General features: G+C 48.0%; 14 protein-coding genes and 1 pseudogene. 10 read left to right on the forward strand and 5 right to left on the reverse strand.

Annotated elements, in window-relative coordinates:
* Positions 1 to 20: 20 nt before the first annotated feature.
* From LX98_RS04720 to LX98_RS04740, 5 genes are all read left to right on the forward strand, one after another.
* Positions 21 to 674 (forward strand): PIG-L family deacetylase, encoded by a 654-nt coding sequence (locus tag LX98_RS04720; RefSeq protein ID WP_496430569.1) that lies wholly within the window; start codon positions 21 to 23, stop codon positions 672 to 674.
* A 64-nt stretch (positions 675 to 738) separates the two neighbouring features.
* Positions 739 to 1,773 carry an NAD-dependent epimerase/dehydratase family protein gene (locus LX98_RS04725; RefSeq protein WP_496427794.1) on the forward strand — a complete coding sequence of 345 codons (1,035 nt, stop codon included), beginning with the start codon at positions 739 to 741 and terminating at the stop codon, positions 1,771 to 1,773.
* 187 nt (positions 1,774 to 1,960) lie between these two features.
* Complete coding sequence (locus LX98_RS04730; RefSeq protein WP_496427795.1) at positions 1,961 to 3,298, forward strand: DUF4910 domain-containing protein; 1,338 nt, start codon at positions 1,961 to 1,963, stop codon at positions 3,296 to 3,298.
* 106 nt (positions 3,299 to 3,404) lie between these two features.
* Complete coding sequence (locus tag LX98_RS04735; protein ID WP_496427796.1) at positions 3,405 to 4,712, forward strand: methyltransferase domain-containing protein; 1,308 nt, start codon at positions 3,405 to 3,407, stop codon at positions 4,710 to 4,712.
* A gap of 543 nt (positions 4,713 to 5,255) precedes the next feature.
* Positions 5,256 to 6,179, forward strand: coding sequence for a glycosyltransferase (locus LX98_RS04740; RefSeq protein ID WP_496427797.1), 924 nt, complete (start codon positions 5,256 to 5,258; stop codon positions 6,177 to 6,179).
* 146 nt (positions 6,180 to 6,325) lie between these two features.
* Here LX98_RS04740 and LX98_RS04745 read toward each other — a convergent pair whose 3' ends face one another.
* Positions 6,326 to 7,336, reverse strand: coding sequence for a methyltransferase domain-containing protein (locus tag LX98_RS04745; RefSeq protein WP_496427798.1), 1,011 nt, complete (start codon positions 7,334 to 7,336; stop codon positions 6,326 to 6,328).
* Positions 7,337 to 8,066: 730 nt separating this feature from the next.
* On the opposite strand from LX98_RS04745, the pseudogene LX98_RS04750 reads away from it, so the two are divergent.
* A pseudogene (locus LX98_RS04750) lies at positions 8,067 to 8,326 on the forward strand (transposase); the annotation flags it as partial.
* A 343-nt stretch (positions 8,327 to 8,669) separates the two neighbouring features.
* On the opposite strand, the gene LX98_RS04755 reads toward LX98_RS04750, so the two are convergent.
* Both LX98_RS04755 and LX98_RS04760 read right to left on the reverse strand, forming a co-directional pair.
* A complete protein-coding gene (locus LX98_RS04755; protein ID WP_496427799.1) occupies positions 8,670 to 10,022 on the reverse strand; it encodes a hypothetical protein in 1,353 nt (450 codons plus the stop codon).
* A gap of 20 nt (positions 10,023 to 10,042) precedes the next feature.
* A complete protein-coding gene (locus tag LX98_RS04760; protein ID WP_496427800.1) occupies positions 10,043 to 10,990 on the reverse strand; it encodes a hypothetical protein in 948 nt (315 codons plus the stop codon).
* 1,327 nt (positions 10,991 to 12,317) lie between these two features.
* Between LX98_RS04760 and LX98_RS04765 the strand changes: the two genes are divergently transcribed.
* Complete coding sequence (locus LX98_RS04765; protein ID WP_496427801.1) at positions 12,318 to 13,532, forward strand: right-handed parallel beta-helix repeat-containing protein; 1,215 nt, start codon at positions 12,318 to 12,320, stop codon at positions 13,530 to 13,532.
* 329 nt (positions 13,533 to 13,861) lie between these two features.
* Here LX98_RS04765 and LX98_RS04770 read toward each other — a convergent pair whose 3' ends face one another.
* Both LX98_RS04770 and LX98_RS04775 read right to left on the reverse strand, forming a co-directional pair.
* Positions 13,862 to 14,179: a hypothetical protein gene (locus LX98_RS04770; RefSeq protein WP_496427802.1), complete on the reverse strand. Its 318-nt coding sequence runs from the start codon at positions 14,177 to 14,179 to the stop codon at positions 13,862 to 13,864.
* 385 nt (positions 14,180 to 14,564) lie between these two features.
* A complete protein-coding gene (locus LX98_RS04775; RefSeq protein WP_496427803.1) occupies positions 14,565 to 14,822 on the reverse strand; it encodes a hypothetical protein in 258 nt (85 codons plus the stop codon).
* A 695-nt stretch (positions 14,823 to 15,517) separates the two neighbouring features.
* Between LX98_RS04775 and LX98_RS04780 the strand changes: the two genes are divergently transcribed.
* From LX98_RS04780 to LX98_RS04790, 3 genes are all read left to right on the forward strand, one after another.
* Entirely contained in the window at positions 15,518 to 16,546 is a 1,029-nt protein-coding gene (locus LX98_RS04780; RefSeq protein WP_496427804.1) for a FemAB family XrtA/PEP-CTERM system-associated protein, read from the forward strand.
* Positions 16,547 to 16,653: 107 nt separating this feature from the next.
* Positions 16,654 to 17,844, forward strand: a complete 1,191-nt coding sequence (locus LX98_RS04785; RefSeq protein ID WP_496427805.1) for a TIGR03087 family PEP-CTERM/XrtA system glycosyltransferase — start codon at positions 16,654 to 16,656, stop codon at positions 17,842 to 17,844.
* Between the two features lie 78 nt (positions 17,845 to 17,922).
* On the forward strand, positions 17,923 to 19,113 hold the full coding sequence (locus LX98_RS04790) for a TIGR03088 family PEP-CTERM/XrtA system glycosyltransferase (RefSeq protein WP_496427806.1): 1,191 nt from the start codon (positions 17,923 to 17,925) through the stop codon (positions 19,111 to 19,113).
* The last annotated feature ends 3 nt before the right edge of the window (positions 19,114 to 19,116 follow it).

Below are 19,116 nucleotides of genomic sequence, written 5' to 3' on the forward strand. Positions count from 1 at the left end.
ATTGGAGTCCCATGTTGCAAATGACCTGCGCAAAGGAGCCAGGTGCGAGGCTAAAGGTCTTGTGCCTTGGGGCTCATAGTGATGACATCGAAATTGGATGCGGCGGAACGATACTCCAGTTGATCAGAGAGTACCGGAACATAGAGTTTTTTTGGGTTATTTTTGGTGCCAACGATAACGAGAGGCGACAAGAAGCGGTCCACAGTGCGGAATTGTTGCTGGAAAAAGTAGAAAACAAAACCATCGTGGTGAAGGCATTCGAAGATACTTGTTTTCCGTTCGCAGGCAAGGATATCAAAAACTTTTTTCAAGAGATCAAAGCATCCTTCCAGCCGGACCTCATTTTCACGCATTATCGCCATGACTTGCATCAGGATCATCGTATCGTATCCGAGTTTACTTGGAATACCTTCAGGGACCACTTGATACTGGAGTATGAAATCCCCAAGTACGATGGGGATGTCGGCACGCCAAATTTTTTCTCCCCAATCGACGATTCAACCGCCAAGAAAAAAATATGCCATCTCCTTACGAACTTTAAAACACAACATTCCAAGCCTTGGTTTACTGTGGAAACCTTTCAGGCATTACTGTGTTTGCGGGGGTTAGAATCTGGCGGACAGGAAAGGTACGCTGAGGCGTTCTATTTTCGAAAACTGCTTTGCCAATGGTAACGCGACATCAATCAATATTTGTGGTGTCAGCGTAGTAGGCAATGCTCTATCAGGAGGAACAAGCATGAGAGTAATGGTCACTGGCCATAAAGGATTTATCGGGACGGTGATGGTGCCGATGTTAAGGTCTGCTGGGCATGAGGTGGTTGGCCTCGATAGTGATCTCTATCGAAACAGCACGTACGGTAGTGATCCAGCCCCCGTTCCAGAGATTATCAAAGACATACGTGATGTCGAGAAGGAAGACCTTCAAGATCTGGACGCCGTTGTTCATCTCGCGGCATTATCCAATGACTTGCTTGGCGATATCGATCCTCAAATGACTTACGACATAAACCACCTCGCGAGTGTTCGTCTGGCTGAGATGGCTAAAGAGGTCGGTATTTCCCGATATGTTTTCGCTTCTTCTTGCAGTAGCTACGGAGCTGCGGGAGATAAAATTCTTAACGAATCTGCAGAATTTAATCCAGTAACGCCCTATGCAATCTCAAAAGTCCGAGTCGAACAGGATGTCAAGCAACTCGCGGATTCCGATTTCAGTCCGACGTTCATGCGTAATGGGACGGCTTATGGAGTTTCACCACGAATCCGCTTTGATGTCGTACTAAATAATCTTTTGGCCTGGGCGTATACCACAGGTAAAGTACATCTCAAAAGCGATGGAACTCCCTGGCGCCCTATTGTGCACATCGAAGATATCTCGCGTGCAGTTCTGGCTGCCTTATCGGCACCGCGCGAGTTAATTCATAACGAGGCTTTTAATGTCGGCTTAAATGCGGAAAACTATCAAATTAAGCAGCTCGCAGAAATAGTGCTAAATACGATTCCTGAATGTCAATTAGGGTTTGCGGCGGATGCTGGAGGTGACAAGCGGAATTATCGTGTAGATTTTTCAAAGTATAACATTACATTCCCGGATCATCCGTTGCAATGGAATGCACGAAGCGGTGCGGAACATATCTATCAGTCTTTTCGGAATATAGGCCTCAATGCTGACGATTATGAAGGCCCCAAATACAAAAGGATTTCTCAGCTCAAACATCTACTTGAGACTGGTCAGTTAGATGACACCATGCGATGGAGAGTAAAACCAACATGATTCCCCTGTGGCACCAGCAAATGGTTGCCTTGCTTATATCACTTTAGCGGAAATGTGGATCGGAGGCCTTGGTGGACAATTGCTTTAGTGCCATTTTAGATAAAATGCCTTTGTGTGTGTTATTGGCCAATCTTGCGGCTCACCTGACCGAAGTCTCTCTTTACAAATCTGAAATGGCATTCCAACGATGAACCCCCGACCGTCAGACAAACTTCTCGAGGGCGGACGCGGTGAGCAGATGCACGCGCTGATGCGCGAGTTGTATCCACTGCATCGTAGCCAAACAGGGACTGGTGTGCGGCAGTCACTCCAGCTGTTACAGAGCATTGTGCCGGTGGAAGTACATGAAGTCGATTCGGGAACTCCCGTTTTCGGGTGGACTGTGCCTAACGAGTGGACAATTCGAGACGCCTGGATTAGTAACGCACAAGGCAAACGTTTGGTCGATTATCAACTTAGTAATTTGCACGTGGTGGCATACAGTCAGGGAATTCGAGAAACGATGACTTTCGCTAACCTGCAACCTTATTTACACTCGCTGCCGGAGCACCCCGACTGGATTCCATACCGCACGAAGTATTTTCAAGAAGGCTGGGGATTTTGCTTGAGCGACTCTCAACTTGATCAATTCCGTCAGGCAGGTCCGGACGCCGAGTATGAGGTGTGTATCGACGCTGATCTGCGGCCCGGGTCGCTTACTTATGGCGAACTGTTTCTTCCGGGCGAAATAGACGAGCAGGTGCTTGTCTCGACGCACACCTGCCATCCATCGCTGGCCAACGACAATCTGTCGGGCATCGTAGTGGCGGCATTTTTGGCGGCCCAGCTGCAACAGGCTCCGCAGCGGCTGTCATATCGATTCCTATTTCTGCCAGGGACGATCGGTCCGATCACTTGGCTAGCGATGAATCGGGAGACAATCCCGAACATCCACCATGGGTTGGTGCTTGCCTGTCTGGGCGATGCGGGCCCAATGACGTATAAGCGGAGCCGGCAGGGCAAGGCCGCTATCGATCAGGCGGTCGAACTGGTGTTACGCGACCGATGTGCTCCGTACCAGATTCGCGATTTTTCACCGACTGGCTTCGATGAGCGACAATATTGTTCGCCCGGTTACAATCTACCAGTCGGTCGGTTGACGCGAACACCCGAGGGGGAATTCGCCGAATATCACAGCTCGAGTGACAATCTAGAGCTTGTTCGGCCAGAATACCTGGCCAACTCGCTTGATTGTTGCATGGAGATTTTCGCGGCTTTAGACGCGAACATCGTTTATCAAAACAGACACCCTTGGTGTGAGCCGCGATTGGGCTCGGCCGGTTTGTACGACACGTACGGTAGCGACAATCCCAAAAGAGCGATAATGCAGGAGGCGGCGCAATGGATATTGAGTTTTTCCGATCAAAACCATTCGTTGCTTGATATTGCCCAACGAAGCGGTCTCCCGCTGGCTGAGATGCGCGAGGCGGCTGAGAAACTGGTAGCCTGCAAATTGATCCTCCCATGCGACAAGTCTCAAGTCTGACGCGAACCACGAGATTATCCCGGTTTGCCAGGGGCAATGGTTGCCTGCAAAAAAATCAACAACAAAAAAAGCTTTTATCTAAGGAATTTAAGTAAGGAATCTATCCATGGCTGAATTAACAACATCTTGCATAGAGAACTCTGGAGTGCCGGCCTCGGGACGGCTGCCCAAAATTGGAAAGGCTAAGGGGGACTGCATCTTCTGCGGCCACGCGCTGCGCTATACACTTGTCGATTTGGGTCTGTCTCCGCTCTGCGAGAACTGGCTCTCCGAGCAAGATCTTCACAAACCTGAGACTTTTTATCCGCTACACGCGTTTGTGTGCGAAAAGTGTTTTCTAGTACAGGTTGAAGAATACGTGCATGGCGAAGACATATTCGGGGGCGACTATGGCTACTTTTCTTCGTTTTCAACATCGTGGCTTGAGCACGCGGCGCGGTATGTAGAGATGATTACTAAACGGTTGAATCTGGACGGCTCGAGTCTGGTGGTGGAGTTGGCTTCTAACGATGGCTATTTGCTGAAAAATTTTGTGGCCCGGGGAATTCCAAACCTGGGGATCGAGCCGGCCGCCAATTGTGCTGCCGAGGCGACCAAGTTGGGCGTGAATTGTCTAGTGAAGTTTTTCGGTGTCGAAACCGCCCAAGAGCTGAGAGGTCAAGGGCGGCGGGCCAGTCTATTGATCGCCAACAACGTGTTGGCGCATGTGCCAGATCTAAATGATTTTGTCGCGGGCATGAAGATCTTGCTAGCCGATGATGGGGTGTTGACCGTAGAGTTTCCGCATCTGATACGACAGATGGCAGAGAACCAGTTCGACACGATTTATCAAGAGCATTACTGCTACTACTCGCTGTATTCTGTGGAGCAGGTCTTCGCGGCACACGGCATCATACTGTTTGATGTAGAAACCTTGCCGACACATGGCGGATCGCTGAGAATCTATGGGCGACATATCGATAATGAAGCGCGGGCAGTGACCGAAGCCTATCGCCGGACGATGGAGGCGGAGTTAGAGGCCGGAATCAACGATCTGGTATTCTACGCAGGATTTTCCGATAGGGTAGCGGAGACCAAGCGAAAACTGTTGCATTTTTTGGTGGAGGCAAAACGGCAGGGCAAAACGGTTGTTGGTTACGGCGCCCCGGGCAAAGCGTCGACGCTCTTGAATTACTGCGGCGTGCGGACCGACATGATCGATTATCTGGTCGATCGTAATCCATACAAACATGGTCGTTACATGCCGGGTGTGAGGATACCGATTCATACACCAGAGCACATCGATCACACGCGGCCCGACTACATTTTGATCCTGCCCTGGAATCTGAAAGATGAGATCAGTGAGCAATTGGCTTACACACGAAAGTGGGGAGCGCAGTTTGTGGTTCCGATACCAGAAGTAAAAGTTTTTTGAGCTCTGGTTTTGGTTGTCGCTACTTCAGGCGGTTTGGAACTCTTGACCTTTGTCATATGCTAGTTTCTGTCTCCTGATCTCACATTTCGTTAACGGCCTGAACAGTGCCCATATTATAATGGCTAGCGGTCAGAACCAAGATTACAACTAATCGTTGACTCCCATGGGTGGCTAGTTTGGAAACATGGGTTTAGCCCAATCGGTTTCCTAGGCTAAACAGATAAATCCTGACGAGGCCATTGAGGGTCGGAAGGATTTGAGAATTCTCGATTTCGCTTGGGATGAGGACGGGCAAGTAAAGGTCCGCTTTAGGAGCCAAATCGAGGAAGAAGTAAGACTTGGCGGCATGATCGCACGAGACCGCAAAACCTGCTGCTGTCATTCTGACCGGAGCTTGGCGAAGCTCGGTCCATAAATTCGGTATGCTCCTAATTGACTGTATAGAAACTTGATCAATGGGCATTTGCGAGGCAGCTACAGCTTGAATTCGGTCCTATCTTCATTCAGAAACACCAAATCGAAGTGATGCATTAAGATTTCCTTATGACGATTTCTGAACCAGTAATAACGGTGGGCATGCCAGTCTATAATGGCGAACGCTACATTGAAGAAGCGATTCGGTCGATACTAGGGCAAACTTTCGAGGATTTCGTCTTAATTATCTCGGATAACGCTTCTACGGATAGGACCGAGGAAATCTGCCGCGACTTTACCTTGGAAGACAAACGCATTACGTACTTACGCAATCAGGAAAATATGGGTGCTAGCAACAATTACAACCGACTTTTCCGGCTAGCTCGAAGCAAATATTTTCGATGGTTCAATGCAGATGATCTATGTGCACCTGAGTTGCATGAGAAATGTGTTGCTGTATTAGAAGATAATCCAGATGCAGTTCTCTGCTACGGAAAAACATGTCTGATCGATCAAGATGGTAACTATTCTAATGATTATGATGACAATCTCAACCTGCAACAGTCAACGGCCTTTGAGAGGCTCTCGAGGTTTTTTGAGGCGGTCGGTCAAACGAATGTCATATACGGGCTCATGCGCACATCGGCCGTCGCACACACCTCGCTAATGGGAAACGGCAGTTACCCTGCTGCAGATACAAATTTCATGGCAGAACTGACACTCTATGGCAAATTTATTGAGATTCCAGAGCAGCTGTTTTACCGACGAATGCATTTTGAGGCAAGCAGTTCTGAACGAGGGGATGAAAGTAAACAGCAACTTTTTTGGACAGGCAATAGCCGGTCGAAGTTTACAATGCCGACTTGGAAAAAGAATATCGCAATTGTTAAGGCTGTCCACTCTTCGCCCCTGGGTATGTGGGATAAATGGAGGGTGCAACATTACAATCTACGCCGCTTGGTAAGCTCTCGACATGACTTGATAAAAGACCTCGCAGGTTTATTGCAAAATATTTTTCAGAAAAAAGACCGAGCTGGCACTTTGCCGAATTGAAATGTTGACACACTATGTGTGTTGTGAAGGCCGTCGTTTACTTAGATTATACTATGAGCAAGGGAGATAGTTTCTTCAGAGATTGAACCAGAAGGAATTGTCCTTCGAGTGGCATCAATCAAGACAGTTGGTTATTCCACGCCTCGCTAGTTAATCGACCAGCGCCAGGAGTTCGGATCACTTATGTCTTCAATGTTCATATCGAACTCGATAGACTGGCCTTTTTGCAAATTTCTTGATTCTACTCTGAGTAATCGCCCCGCCCAACTCGTATTTAAGCCCAGAGGGTGCGTCGAAAAGGATATATCATCGTCAAAATTAACAGTGAAATAAACAGCATATCCATCTAATCGACCATCTATGTTGATAGTATGACGAAGTCTGATTCTTTTAGGTACTTCATTTGGCTCAATTTTCTCCAGATCACATGTGAACCCGCTACCACCTTCACTCAGCAATTTCTCGATCTGATAATGATTTATACCGCGGTAGTAGTAACTATCTCGCACCATATTGCGGCATTTTTCTTTAACACAAGAAAAGTCGACACCAAAAATATCTCTCTGTTCCCAAATGAAAGGTGTTTGAAACTCGTCTTTGATCATTACAGGTACGAAGTACAGATCACATTTGCTTGGAAGTATCTTTCCTCCAGGTTTTAGGAATCGATCACGCAAATCTGTAACATTCTTGATCATGTTTTCTTCGAAAAGAAAGTCGCCTATTTGTTCATGAATGATGACGTCGACTTTCTCATCGAGTGTAAAATCTCGACTATTCATGTTCACGAACTCTATATTTCGGATATTGTTGTGTTGTGCAATAAGCTTAGCGACATCCATAATGCTTGAATGATCGAGAGCATATATCTTCTTCGGAATATTACTGGCAGCGATAAAAGAGAGAATTCCTGTCCCAGTACCCAAGTCAATAACCACATCATCTTGCTTGACGTACTTAGTTAATGCTTGGTGATAGGGTTCGAGACGAACCCTATCAGACAACATGCGATCATGCTCTTGAATATTCGCGAACATATCAGCGTTTGCTTCGTCATACTGCATGCGTTCGTAAAAGTTCATGAAAGCTTTACTTGATTTAAGCTGCCTTATAATAAAACCCATAGGTTTAAATATTATCGATTCAATAGTGCTCATCAAATCACTCTTTTGAATGCCTGTTTCGTGTTGTGTTGTTGTATCTTGTCATGGTTTACTTTTTGTGTATACAAAATGCCCTGGGTAACTTTTCTTTATTGCTGACACCAGTGGAACAAATTTCCCCTGAATATCCTATCCCCTTTTTGTGGCATTGTCCTAAATTTAATGATGGCACTCATATCCTGATTATCGTTTCTTCACCAGTAGTATACATTCCCCGGTGACGTTATTCGGTGATTTGTGATAGCGCTCATGGGTGCATTGCTCCATTCAGTATTGCTTTTCCCAGTTCCAACGGAAAGTAATAGTACTCGTGCTTAACCACGTTTTTCATTGACCGGTGAAAGCGTTTGATTTTGCCTTGTGTCATCAGATAATTCGGCAAATCTTTTGTGTGTTCGTTCTGCTGTTTCTGTGGCAAATGTTTTAGCTACGCTTGAGGCGTAGTGGGGGGCGTTATCCGATAACAGTTGTGGTTTCTGGTACACAGGGGGCTTGTCCAGGCCCGTAGCATCGAGTGCGTCCTTGAGCATGTCGGTGACGTCACTGTGCGCTAGCGTTGTGGTTAATCGCCTGGTGATGCTGTAACGGGAATCATTGTCTATTACCGTGGATAGAAAGTACCTATCCCCGTTCACCCTGTGGAAATAGGTGAAAAGAGTTTTGACGTGGTCTAATAGATTGATACCACCTAGTTAAGGGATAATCCACTTGGAGGTGATCAATGTTGAACACACGAAAGAAATATTCTAAAGAATTCAAACTGGATGCCGTGAGTCTCCTCGCCCATCAGGGCTCTAGCTGCGCTGAGGCAGTCCGAAGCCTGAGTATTCATGCCTCTCTGCAGGGGCGATGGGTCAAAGAGGCTTAAGCTGGAGAAGGCAGGTCTTTCGAGGCATTGGTCGATTGACAGGCGAACAGGAAGAACTTCGTCGGCTCAAAGTCGAAAATATGCGGCTGAAGATGGAGAAAGAAATCTTAAAAAAAGCGGCCTTGAGTTCGACCCGTCATTGCAATATTGATTTGTAGTGTCTCCACTGGTGTCTGAAACGCCCCCGTTTTATGGGGACGCTGATTCACCCGTAAGGCCATCCTGTCTATGTCCGCTTGTGCGTACCTCGCCAAATCCGTTCCCTTGCGAAAATACTGCCGAAGCAACCGGTTGGTATTTTCATTCGTGTCCCGTGGCGAGGGGCTGTGGAAATCGCAAATATAGTCTTTCCCTGTTAGACATTTTTCCCGCCAGTCATTGCGAAGGCCTAGTTCGACGAACACTTGGATAATGCAACTTTTGCCTCCGCCCGAAATAATCAGCCGATTGCGAAGGGAATCAAAAAGTCCGCACATCCAGCCCACTGGGTGCGGCTGGGGGAGTGGTGTCTGTAGGTTGAGGTATTTGCCCGGTTATTTGCTGAGCCACTTCGTTCAAATAGACTTCTATATGAGCGTAACCGCTGGAATGAATTTGTCGGGAGTCTTGGGCGTTGCTCGGATTCAGTCCGTGAGAGGATTCCCATCCATCGGGAATACCGTCCCCGTCGGCGTCTGGAAGCGGGGCAGGCCCCGTGTTGGTATTCAACGGGTCATTCAATTTGCCAAGGGTGCCGGTGCCTGTCTTGGCCTCATTGATGGTGCGGGTTGTCATGGCGTCCCGGGGCCAGGAGCCGACCCAGGTGAACACATCGTCATAGGCCTGAAGAGCGGAGGTCGTGGTGATTGAAGGAAAGGCATGGGGCTGTGTGAGATAGGTAGGATTTGAGTAGACGGACATAATGGACTGACCCGGGTACAAGTTGTCGCTCAGGTAGATGGTTCCATCCAACCCAAACATCATGGAGTTCGCGGGGGTGTTGGGCCCGCTCTTGGCGTAGTTACCGATCAGGTTCCAGTTAATCCCTTCGGCAGGGGGAAGCTCCTGACGATAAATTTGCTGAAACGCGCAGTTGTAGAAAATGTTGTTGCGGATGTCGAGATTGGCGCCACCCGCTGGCACAGACCCTCCGCCAGCCCAATGGATATTGGCGCCGCAGCGGTTAAAGTGGTGCGCACTGAAGTTGTGGTGAAACGTAATGTTGTTGGTTGGCCGGTACGCAATGAGGACGCCGTAATTTTGGCTGTTGGCTCCACTCATGCTGTTCAGAATTGTCGACCATTGCACGGTAAAATCGTGACTGGCGTCGATGTCGAATGTTTCGTCCGCCGCACCCGAAAAGTCGGAATGATCGATAACCAGATTGTACACGGGATTAAAGGCGATGGTGTCTTCTGCCTGCGCGCGCATACGAATGAACCGGATGATTACGTCATGAACATTGGTTTTATAGTTTCCAATGGACCCATTAATGAAAGTGATGCCGCCGGGGCTACTCTGTCCCAAGACCGTCACGTTACTATGGGCCTCTGTCAACTCGATGGGGCCGCCTAAGTCAATCACACCCGAAACCCGAAAAACGATTATTCTCGGTCCGGTGGTCAACATGGCCTGCCGAAAAGAGCCGGGACCGGAAGAATTACGGTTGGTCACCACTAGGACTGGGCCTCCTCGCCCGCCTGGGGTTTGCGTGCCAAAGCCTTCTGCTCCAGGAAAAGACGGCAAAGCGTGGACGGATTCACCATTAAGAAAAGAAAGAGAAGCCGCAAAAAAAAGCAGACGAGCAACCATTGATCCATTTATTTTTCCCATGATAGAAGGTTCTCCTATTCTTATTGTAATTGAATCTGAAGACCTGTTGGTGGAGCCGGAGGGGTAGTGTCGGGTGAACTAGTATCAGAATAGAGCGCAGGACGCATACTGCCCACCCATGATGGGTGGTGGCCCTTCCCGCTCTTATCTGAAATATCCGTCGGTGTCGGGTTCATGTTGAGATACCAAATAGTGTTGGCGCCAGCTGCCGTGGAAAGGGGGGCATTGGCTTCGCTCAACATCTCGCTCGTGGTCAAGAGACCAGAGTAGACTTGTATGCCACGCAGGATACCGTTCCACACCTCGTTGCCAGGTTGCCACGGCGCATCGCCCCACGTAAGCGCTGGAGCAGGAGGATTGACGTTACCCCAATCGGGTGGTGAGGTACGATTCACCACATGATTGGAGTCGGTATTCGGGAGGTCCCAATAGAACTCATGGTGTTTTCTGCCTGTCGAATCTGCCCAGACGCGGAGCGCCTGGGTATGCCAGCGGTTATACACCACGGCACCGTTTGTATAATCAGCCTGTTCCACGGAAACTTCCCAATTGTGTGTATTGCCGTTTGGTGGATTTTGGGGGTATGGGTGAGCCCCATAATACGAATCGGCTCCCCCATTACTTGTCCACAAGAACGTGCTGAGATCGCCCCGCCCATCATCGTTTCCCCAGAAAAACGCCGTATAGTACCCGGATTGTTGTCTTGGGTAGGCACGCCAGATGTAGGTAAGGCCATTCCCTCCGGGCCCGTAAATAGGGAGACCGTTATTTTGGGGATTGGTAAACTTGAAGCGCATGGTCGTTGAGTTGGGTACAGCAGCACTCCCTGGGAAGTCGAGACCCGTACTGGTCTCTCCCAAAGCCGTCCCTAAGCCTATTTGTGTGGTCGTTAAAAAAAGGCTGCACCATAGACCGATAAAAATTATAAAAACTGTATAATCTTTAAATTTTTCACACTTTTGGCACATGGTTTTCCTCCCTTTGGTAATTATCATATGGCTTGGGGAGATTCTGTTTTTTCTCTGAATAGAGGTCTTTCGGGGGTCGTAAGTCATCTCTCCGTAACTTCTTTGATGTCGGTGAAATAAAGAATTTCTTTAGCTGGATAAAAAATCCGCCGCAATCTGCGTGGGAATTTTCAGTAGAGACCGACCGTTTAACATGACAAATGGGGTCATTCTGTCGAATTAAGGGAAAGGTTTTGTGGAAACACTGCTTCTAAGAAGAAAAACCAATGTTCTTGTTGGTTTCGAAACTCTACAGGATTAACGGGAAGAAACTTTTTTATAGGGTTTTCTAATTGGAAAAATCTCCTGAGATGTCCTTTTAGACTACTGCAGAAGGTACTAGAAAGAAGAACGCCTTCATTTTGTCCCTTGCCTCATTGTCATAATCCTGATGCTTGCCTTGCCGACGGGGCAAAGGATACTTATAAGGTTTTGGGGACGATTTACTGTTTTGCAGGACAAAGGATATAGGATTTTATGTCAAGCAAGATTTGGGCCATTGTGAAGGCAGGGAAAAGAGGGGATCATTCGGAACTTATGATTTTGGTCTTAGAGCTTTAGGATATATGGAGGATTAATCTTGGTTGGGTTTTTTTTCATCGAAAACGCCCCTCGGTAATGCATCGCACTTTTACCTCCCGATTCTCGTGGTTTTTTGTGAAGCCGGGTTTCGCTTTGGCAAGTGGGGGGGATTACCAAAAGGACTCAAAAAATCCTGCCTGGACTTATTCGATGGGCGCGTTTTTGGCTAGGAAAAGAGGGGCCAATTCTCTCCGTTCAGACAATGTCCGCAATCTTTTTAAGCGTTTGCTCCTCGGGCAAGATAACAGGCCTCGGACCGTGGAAGAAGAAAATTTCCATGCCGCACTTGAAATGGACAGGGAATCTTATTTTTTAACCTGACAAGGCTCTATTGAGAAAAACCCATTTATTGCCGATGATACTCAAAAGAGGAGCGTTCTTCCTAAATTTTGTAAGTTGGGTTAAAAAACATCATAAATTATTGGTGTAGGAATTCTAAATAAACTGCATGATTTATAATACAGTGTTTGTACGTAAAAGGCCAAATGAGAAATTTCGGTTCTGTCGGAACTAAGTCGAAATTAACTTGAGATGTTACCCTAGGCCGAATGTCTACGAAAACGATGCAAGTCCACTCGCTAGCTGCGGAGGAAAAAGGACGGTTAAAATTCCTAATATTTGACGCCCTACCATGAGATTCATTTTCCCAAAAATCAGGTACCTTACGGTCCTTGTTGTATTTATAGCTGCGACTAGCTGGGCGGAAGTGAAGGAAATCTTCCCCGGCAATAGTTTTAAGGGAGCATTTGAGTCGCTCGGTCCAGGCGATACGCTAATTGTGCACGAAGGCACGTACTCGGAATCCGGAGCACGTATCCGGATCAGCGCCAAAGGCACCCAATCGCAGCCGATTATTGTCAAAGGCGCTGACGGTGAAGCGCGACCTTTGATCACGCGGCCCGCGAGCTCGACGCCGCAGAACACAATCAACATTGAGGGAGCTACCTATGTGACTATCCGGCACCTCGAGATTACCGGTAACGGTGATGGGATTAATCTGAAGGGAGGACCGCATCACATCACTATTGAAGACAGCGAGATCCACGACATCGACGTGGGTATCAACTTCCGCAGCTCGATGGATTCTATCTTTGTTCGCCGCAACCATATCTACAATACCTCTGGCACCGCTGAGGGTATGTATGTTGGCTGCAACAACGCCAGCTGCGCGGTCTCAAACTCTATCATTGAACAAAACTGGATACACGATACGCGCGGGAGCCAAGGGGACGGTATTGAGATAAAATACGGCTCCTGGGGCAACATCCTTCGAGACAATGTCATACACGACGCAAACTATCCATGCATCTTGGCATACGGCGTTACGGATGCCAACATAGATCGCCCAAACATCATAGAGGGCAATGTGGTGTGGAATTGCGGGCAAGGCATCGTTGTCATAGCCGATGCCATCGTTCGCAACAACATCGATATAGGTACCCTTGAAACCCAGAGCCATGAACAAGTTCCGGTTATGCGAAACGTGACCATCGTAAACAACACTGTGATGGGAAGTATGCCTCTGCGAGGCTGGGGAGGCGGCAACATTCCGGCCAGTCTTAGCGTCGCCAACAACGTGCTTTACGGAGGTTCGATTACCAATCAACCCAGCGCAGCCACATTTTCTTCCAACCTCCAATATAGTTTCGGCGCGAGCAGTATATTCGTGGACCCGGACAACCGGGACTTTTGGCCAGCCCCTGGCTCGCCATTGATTGGCGCCGCTGACGCAGCCCATATTCCGAGCAACGACTTCAATGGGACGAGTCGCCAAGGTCCGTTCGACATAGGTGCCTATGAGACCGAAAGCCTCACGAGCAACCCGGGCTGGCCCATTCAGGACAGCTTCAAAGATAGCGGCAGTGAGGAGGATGTAACCCCGCCTTTGTCTCCCACCGGGCTAAACATCATGGCATTATAGGGTTTTTGGCTCTGTCGAAAATAGCTTGATGTGTTACCTTGAGGCTATTAGTGGAAGAGCCTATCATGGCAGGCATTTCCTCTAAAGGCATTTTCAGTAAGACATGATCCTGCAAAGCATATGTTGGTACCTCGCATGCTCCCTCAATTACCGGGCCGTCAAAGAATTGATGCAAGAACGTGGCTTCTCCAGGGCATTAATCGACTCTAGGCAATTAGTGGTTTTGAAGGAGCCAAGCATCCCTAAACGATGTAGGGTTAGCATACGGCGCCCTGCAAGCCTTTGCTGCCATCAGTTATCACTAAGGGTCCTTCAACGAGGTTCAATCCCTAGGCACAAACCGACTGGAGATACCGGGTCAAGACCTGTTCGTTTTCTGGGCCCGGTTCTTCAAATCCCAGAATGTCTTTGTCGCCAGCTATCCTAATGCCCACGGCCCCCACCATCGTCATTTCCGCAAATTGCATCCCATCAAGAAGCATGGTCGCGATATTCAATGGGCGCAGATCCCGGTCTTGAAGAGCCTGCAACTGCTTCGCGCTGGCTTGGGTACAGGCGCGCAAAACTGTGAAACTGGATAACCCAATTGCTCCTGGGACCGCCGCCGCGGCGACCTTATAATTACGGCAGGAAATGCCATACAGCACACGCTTTTGGAGCCGGCCATCTAATTTGTCGGCTCTTCCGATACCGGTCCAGATACTCTAAGGAAATTTCCCCACCCGTCTTATGGTGAACACGCGGAAGGAAAAGCGGATGCCGTTGCCCCGCCAATTGGACGCTACCAGGATTGCTCCCATGGCCGCCGCCAGGGGAGTTGGAGGCTGGTCGGTCTTCCTTTTTCTAGGCAAATTGGTGAGCGAGCTCCTTGCTGGTTTGACTTCCTCCGGTATGTCCTTTTCCGCATGATTCTGATGAATGCGAGTGGCGTTTGGTCGGTCAACGCCCTGTGAGGGCGACTCTCATTGAATTCCTACCGTCCCCGGTCCAACTGCCCCGGTCCATCCTCCAGGGATAGCACCCACTGCGTATTCAAGCTTTCTCGCCGTAAGGTGCGGTGGGTTTGGCCGGGCGAGAGAAATCGAGCTGGACTCGATGCTGATAGGCCCACAGATCCACCATCCGACTCGTACATTCGCTCCCGTTGGCACAACAGAGTTTCTGGAGAGCCTCTCGTTCCTTCAGATGGAGATTGCGGACGGCTAGGACGTCGTCCCTGCGTAAGCTCGTGCCTGCGTGAATCGGTAACCATTCTGGGGTGTAGACATCCCGCACGGGCAGTACCCGCAAGCGCTGTCCATTCGCGAATGGCTCGGCACGTGCAGATGCATGAGGTCTAGGGGGAGGAAGGCACTAATACCTTCGACTTTCGTTTCCACATCAAACATCTCATACTACTCTGAGCGAAGGATCTACACGGGTCCAAACCAGCGGGTCTTTTACCTTCGCTTTTTTGTTTCCGTAGTGTTACTCGTCACGGACTCTTTCCTGTTGTTGGGAAAGATGGGGCTTTTTCGTCGAATGCTTTTCCACCGCAGAGGGGCCGCTTAAATTTCAACCAGCCTACCTACTTACCTACACCTCATTCGTAGAAACTCTTTCATACTCTTAGACACACGAATAAAAAAATTTGAGCCATTTATCCGGATTTGTAAATAATAACCACTACCTGTAAGGAAGTTCATGGGTCCCCAAATCATCACATTTTTTACCTAGGGGTCATGTAGCCATACATAAGGGTTCACCCCCCTGCGGGATAATCCAAGCTAGTCGCGCCAAGATTCGGAGCAGATTGTGTCGATCGAGCAAACGCAAACGTAGCCAAAGTCTAGGCTGAGGATTATCCAAATGAAGATCGAACCAGGATATTGGATTTCGTCCTCTACACAGACATTGGATTCCAATTGTTTTTAATTTTTCTTGGTTGCTGACCGACAAAACAAAATGGACCACAATTAAATCAGTCATCATACCTTGGATGAGTTATGAAAATTCGTGCCCTGTCACATGAAGAGTATAAGCAATGGGATGATTACGTTCTTACAACCCATCAGGGCTCGTTGTTTCATATGATTGCGTGGAAAAAAGTTCTGGAGAAAACCTTTGCGTATAGGTCTGTTTTTTTAGCCGCATATGATGCGGGAGAAATCTGTGGAATATTGCCGTTGTTTGTTGTTCCGAAACCCTTGAAAGGCCATGTGATGGTGTCGGTTCCCTTTGGGGTCTATGGGGGAGTTGCGTCGGAAAATCCCGAGGTGACTAAAAAACTTTTGAATGTTGCCAAAGAGCTGGCGGTAGAAAAAATGGCGGATTCTCTCGAGTTTCGTCAAATGGAAAAAATTGATGAGGCACTTCCGACTAAAGATCTGTATTTCACCTTTATTCGAGAGATCTTTGACGGCGAAGAAAAAAACATGTCAGCCATTCCCAGGAAACAACGACGGATGATTCGGCAGGGTATTAGCCATGGCTTGCAATCAAAGGTGGGAGGGGCTGAACTACTCAAAGACTTTTATTTTGTGTATTCCTCGAGTTTAAGGAATTTGGGAACCCCGGCCTTTCCTTTTATCTACTTTAAGCATTTGTTTCAAGAATTAGGAGAACAATGCAAAATTCTCACTGTCAGTTATGAAGACAAAATTGTGGCGGCCGTCATGACCTTTTTCTATCAAGACCGCGTGATGCCCTATTATGGGGGAGGGCTTTCGGAGTATCAGCGGTACGCTATTTACGATTTTATGTATTGGGAGCTCATGCGTTTTGGATGGGAGCATGGGTATAAGGTCTTTGATTTTGGTCGAAGCAAGCAGGAGACTGGACCATTCCATTTTAAACGTCATTGGGGATTTGAACCACAGGCTCTGCCCTATCAATACTTTTTGCCGAAAGGGGGACCAATTCCTAACGTCAATCCCTCAAATCCCAAGCTCCAGCCATTTATTGCATTGTGGAAGCGTCTGCCCTTACCTATAGCCAATCAGTTGGGGCCCTTTCTTATCAAGTATCTTCCCTGAGTGGTCGAATCAGATACAATAAGGAGAACAAGGTTCAAAGAGTTGTTTGCGTATAAACTTCATATCCTGGGCCTTTGTGGTAGGTGTTGTCTTCCTTTTCTTCAAAGATGAATATTTTATATCTGTGTCACAGGATTCCGTATCCTCCTGATAAGGGCGACAAAATACGATCCTATCATCACATTAAATATTTATCGCAACATCATGCCATATATTTAGCCTGTTTAATTGATGATCCTGAGGATTGGCGGTATGTTGATCCCTTGCGTTCCATGTGTCGTACGGTCGAGGTGGTTGGCCGGAAAGGGTTTCAGGAGTGGTGGAGAATCGGAAAGGCGTTACTTGTTGGTCAGCCGCTGTCCCTTGGGGCGTTTTTCGTTTCTGCTCTACAGGAGAAAGTCAATGTTATTTTAGAGCGGGAGTCCATTGATCGCATCGTAATTTTTTCTTCTCCTATGGCTGAGTATGTGAAGCATGTGTTCTCGATACCCAAGATCATAGATTTTGTCGACATGGATTCTGAGAAGTGGAGGGCCTATGCCCAAATAAAACCATTTCCACTTTCTTTGCTGTATAGGATCGAAGCGGATCGTTTGGGGCAGTATGAATTGGAGATGGCAACTACATGTCAACAATCTCTCGTCATTTCACAAGAGGAAACTCATGTACTTCGGGAACGGTCAAAGCAGAGAGTTCGACCGAAGGTTATTCCCAATGGTGTGGACTCTGAGTATTTTTCCCTCGCCTCTGATGTACAACGAAACAAATCGATAATTGTCTTCACCGCAGCCATGGATTATTTCCCAAATATCGATGGAGCCATATATTTTTGTCAGAAAATTCTTCCACGAATTCATCAAGCCATTCCCCACGTACAGTTTCTTATTGTTGGCCGGAATCCGGTGGTTGCTCTGCGACGAATGGCGGAACGAATACCACAGGTTCAGGTGACCGGTACCGTGCCGGATGTTCGTCCGTATCTGTCGAAGGCCATGGTGGCGGTGGCCCCGTTGCGAATTGCCAGAGGAGTCCAGAATAAAATTCTCGAAGCCATGGCAATGGAATTGCCCGTGGTTGGTACGACTTCTGCTTTTCAGGGTTTGGCTGTGGCCACCGCGCATGGGATGCATGTAGCTGACGACCCCGGTGAATTTGCGGATGCGGTTGTGAGGCTTTTAGATAATCCTGAACGTGCCAGAGTTTGTGGGCTTTCAGCAAGGCAGTTCGTGACATCGCATTACGATTGGTCCAATATCCTTCAAGAATTTGAACAGATAATTGAAGGAGTGACGGTATGAAGATACATTCCCAACCAGAAAAAGTGGCTAATTTTCTGGATCCCCCGATTGGGCTGTCAACATTAGATTGATAGGCGTATGAGCTCGTCGTCCTCCCCTCCATTAGTCATGCATGTTATCTACCGTTTGGCGATGGGAGGCCTGGAAAACGGATTAGTCAATCTCATTAATCATATGCCGTCCGGGCGTTACCGGCATGCCATTGTATGCTTGACTGATTTTACGGATTTTCGAGAACGGATTTGTTCCCCGGAGGTTCCTGTGCTAGCTCTCCATAAACAACCTGGAATGGATTGGTCAGCCTATGGGAAGTTGTGGACCATCATTCGTGACATGAAACCGATGATTGTGCATACACGAAATTTACCAACTCTTGAAATGGCGGCCATTGCGGTTTTGGCACGCGTGCCGAATCGAATTCATGGGGAACATGGGCGCGATCTTCACGATGCCTATGGAACGAGCAAGAAATTTCTGATCTTTCGGAAAATTCTGGATATCGCGATTCATCATTATGTGGCTGTGAGTCGAGATCTTGAGCAATGGCTTCAGAATATGGTGACGATTGTCCCCAGTAAAGTGAGTCAAATTTATAACGGAGTTGATACCGAAATTTTCCATTCCAATACGCGGAATGGACGGGAAATACTCCCAGAGGGGTTTGCCAGTTCGGATGAGGTGGTGATTGGAACCGTGGGGCGATTGGAACATGTGAAAGATCAAGCCACGTTGATTCGGGGTATAACCTCTCTCGTAAAAATGGACCCGACAATAGTCGATAAGGTCCGTGTCGTCATCGTTGGCGACGGGTGCCTAAGGCAGGAACTTGAACAATTGGTTCGCGACTCTCACTTAACCGATATGGTATGGATGGCTGGTGCGCGAACCGATATTCCTCGTCTGTTACAGAGCATGGATGTATTTATCTTGCCTTCTGAAGCTGAAGGTATCTCTAACACCATTTTGGAAGCGATGGCCACTGGACTTCCGGTTATTGCCACACGGGTTGGTGGAAATTCGGAGCTGGTAGTGGAGGGCAAAACTGGCTGGCTTGTTCCTCCAAAAAATCCTCAAGCTTTGGGCTTGGCATTATTGGCCTATCTTCAAGACCGAAGGACGATGCGGAACCATGGGTTCGCAGGGAGGAAGCGAGTCGAAAAAGAATTTTCAATGCAGGCCATGGTGGGAAACTACCTTCAGGTGTATGACGGGTTAATGGGAAAATCACATTCTTTTCCGTTTTCCCAACCGAAGGTAGTGTCGGTGTAGGGT

The organism is Nitrospira marina (assembly GCF_059568365.1).

Coding starts and splice junctions, on each gene's coding strand:
- LX98_RS04720 (WP_496430569.1), top strand. CDS start 21: ATGACCTGCGCAAAGGAGCCAGGTGCGAGGCTAAAGGTCTTGTGCCTT.
- LX98_RS04785 (WP_496427805.1), top strand. CDS start 16,654: ATGAATATTTTATATCTGTGTCACAGGATTCCGTATCCTCCTGATAAG.
- LX98_RS04730 (WP_496427795.1), top strand. CDS start 1,961: ATGAACCCCCGACCGTCAGACAAACTTCTCGAGGGCGGACGCGGTGAG.
- LX98_RS04725 (WP_496427794.1), top strand. CDS start 739: ATGAGAGTAATGGTCACTGGCCATAAAGGATTTATCGGGACGGTGATG.
- LX98_RS04755 (WP_496427799.1), bottom strand. CDS start 10,022: ATGGGAAAAATAAATGGATCAATGGTTGCTCGTCTGCTTTTTTTTGCG.
- LX98_RS04740 (WP_496427797.1), top strand. CDS start 5,256: ATGACGATTTCTGAACCAGTAATAACGGTGGGCATGCCAGTCTATAAT.
- LX98_RS04790 (WP_496427806.1), top strand. CDS start 17,923: ATGAGCTCGTCGTCCTCCCCTCCATTAGTCATGCATGTTATCTACCGT.
- LX98_RS04760 (WP_496427800.1), bottom strand. CDS start 10,990: ATGTGCCAAAAGTGTGAAAAATTTAAAGATTATACAGTTTTTATAATT.
- LX98_RS04735 (WP_496427796.1), top strand. CDS start 3,405: ATGGCTGAATTAACAACATCTTGCATAGAGAACTCTGGAGTGCCGGCC.
- LX98_RS04780 (WP_496427804.1), top strand. CDS start 15,518: ATGAAAATTCGTGCCCTGTCACATGAAGAGTATAAGCAATGGGATGAT.
- LX98_RS04745 (WP_496427798.1), bottom strand. CDS start 7,336: ATGAGCACTATTGAATCGATAATATTTAAACCTATGGGTTTTATTATA.